3 protein-coding genes are annotated in these 2511 nt (G+C 48.1%); all 3 read left to right on the top strand.

The window, feature by feature from the left end:
• The first annotated feature begins 21 nt into the window (after positions 1-21).
• Complete coding sequence (gene hemW / locus J5224_RS24870) at positions 22-1158, top strand: radical SAM family heme chaperone HemW (RefSeq protein WP_264627893.1); 1137 nt, start codon at positions 22-24, stop codon at positions 1156-1158.
• 151 nt (positions 1159-1309) lie between these two features.
• Positions 1310-1903, top strand: coding sequence for a hypothetical protein (locus tag J5224_RS24875; RefSeq protein ID WP_264627891.1), 594 nt, complete (start codon positions 1310-1312; stop codon positions 1901-1903).
• A gap of 286 nt (positions 1904-2189) precedes the next feature.
• On the top strand, positions 2190-2511 hold a 322-nt coding region (locus J5224_RS24880), incomplete at its 3' end, for a hypothetical protein (protein ID WP_264627892.1).

Genomic DNA, 2511 nt, shown 5'->3' on the forward strand with positions numbered 1-2511 from the left:
TACTGCTGGATGCGCTGCGTCATGCATAAACTACCGCCGCTCAGCCTTTACATTCACATTCCCTGGTGTGTGCAAAAATGCCCGTACTGCGATTTTAACTCCCACGCTCTCAAGGGCGAGGTGCCGCATCAGGAATATGTGGATCACTTATTGGCCGATCTGGATGCGGATCTGCCACTGAGCGGCAACCGGGCTCTCAGTTCAATCTTTATTGGCGGCGGCACGCCCAGCCTGCTGAGCGCTGAAGGCATGCAGGCGCTGCTCGATGGCGTGCGCGCCCGTCTGCCGCTTAGCGCTGATGCCGAGATCACCATGGAAGCCAACCCCGGCACGGTAGAAGCCGATCGCTTCAGCGGCTACCAGCGCGCGGGAATTAATCGTATTTCGATTGGCGTGCAAAGCTTCAGTCCGGAAAAACTGACGCGTCTCGGGCGCATCCACGGCCCGGAAGAGGCCAAGCGGGCCGCGCATCTGGCGGCCGGTCTTGGACTGCGCAGTTTCAATCTGGACCTGATGCACGGCCTGCCAGATCAGACGCTGGAAGAAGCGCTGGACGATTTGCGTCAGGCGATAGCACTCAATCCACCGCATCTGTCGTGGTATCAATTGACGATTGAGCCGAATACCCTGTTCGGTTCGCGCCCGCCGGTGCTGCCCGATGATGACGCGCTGTGGGATATTTTCGCGCAGGGACATGCGCTGCTCACGGCCGCAGGCTATCAGCAGTATGAAACCTCTGCCTACGCCAAACCCGGCTATCAATGTCAGCACAACCTCAACTATTGGCGTTTTGGCGATTATCTGGGGATAGGGTGTGGCGCGCATGGCAAGATCACCCGTGATGACGGAAGTATTCTGAGAACCGTCAAAACCCGCCATCCGCGCGGCTATATGCGCGGCACTTACCTGGACCAGCGCAATGCGGTGCAAGCGGAAGATCTGCCGTTCGAATTCTTTATGAACCGCTTCCGACTGCTGGAACCCGCGCCGCGCAGTGAGTTCAGTGGCTACACCGGCCTGGCAGAAAGCGTGGTGCGCCCACAAATAGACTGGGCGGTGGCGCAAGGTTACCTGACGGAAACCGCTACTCACTGGCAGGTTACCGAACACGGCAAGCTGTTTTTAAATTCTTTGCTGGAAGGTTTTTTGGCGGAATAACCTCTACCGTATTAAGAACACAGGTGACCGGTGAGATAACATTTATCGACACCTGTCATCGCCAGAAAGGAATAATGCCTGTTTTTTTATTGTGAGCGCCCTCTTGAGATGATAATTTCACGCCCCTGCACGGCACTGAAGGACATTATCAATGATCTTAAAAATTTACTCACCACCAATCATCAACGTAAATACCACAGATCAAGCAACCAGGAAATCCGCACCTGAAAATAGCCTCTATAGATCTATCAGCTTTACCGAAAACTCGAGCAATGACATCAAAACAAAAGCAAAAGAAATATCAATAAAGTATGACCTCCTTGTCGACGATGTTTTATGTAATACACCGGGCGTCCAGAAAAATCAGAGGGAGCGCCTTCGTAATATCGGATTTGCCGTCACAGCATTAGAGCAGGTTACCAAAAAAATTTCGCCCGTTACCGAGAAAAACCCAACGTTGGGTTTCGCTTTTACAGAGAAAATAAAAAACATCTGCGAAGCGCTCCCCGTCGATAGAAAAAGAAACTTCACGCATGATGATGCTTATCTTTTGCGTGGAAGTAACTTTATTTCTGAGTTTCTTGCATCACAGGAAACATCAGTCGACAAGATAAGTTATGCGCAATTGTTGCATCTCGGGGAAAAAATGAGAAAAAACAGCACTAACCCCACCGCTATTAACGACACATCAATGAATAAATTCTTAACCGTTTGGGAACTTCGTAATGAATTAGCGCAATACTAGAGTTGATTATCTTATCTACGTCAGCTTACCTGCATCACAACAACACAGGTAAGCATATCAAAAAAAACGTTTATTTAGTATTGACCACGAGGACTGCCCACGGAGCACCGATTTCAGTTCAGTAAACATGGCACTATGCCCAAACTTTACCCCGTAGATTAATCAATATTAAATAAAACGCTAACACCCATGGCCGTTCATATTTTATACGTTTAATATCGTACAACGTTCAATATCTCACACTATTTCCCTCAATGGTACTTGAATAAATATAAGGATCATATTTATGTTCGGAACAATTCAACCAACCACATCATCAAATGGATGTCATGGCCTGGATACAGATAAAACCGCCAAAAAAGGTCATTTGCTTTTGGATTCGTGCCATGCCATAACCAATGTCCCCTTGGAACTTAACATCAGGGAAATGGAAACGCGGTTGTTCCAGATGGCAATAAAGAATAATTATATAAAAGACATACCCTCTTTAAAAGAAAGCATCCTACAAAATGATCGGTTACACTCACTCGGCATGGCGGTGACCACCGTTGCCAACATTGATATGATTAACAATGCCTATCCTCACCAAAAAATAACAGTGGATATGC

The organism is Candidatus Symbiopectobacterium sp. NZEC135, assembly GCF_025962695.1.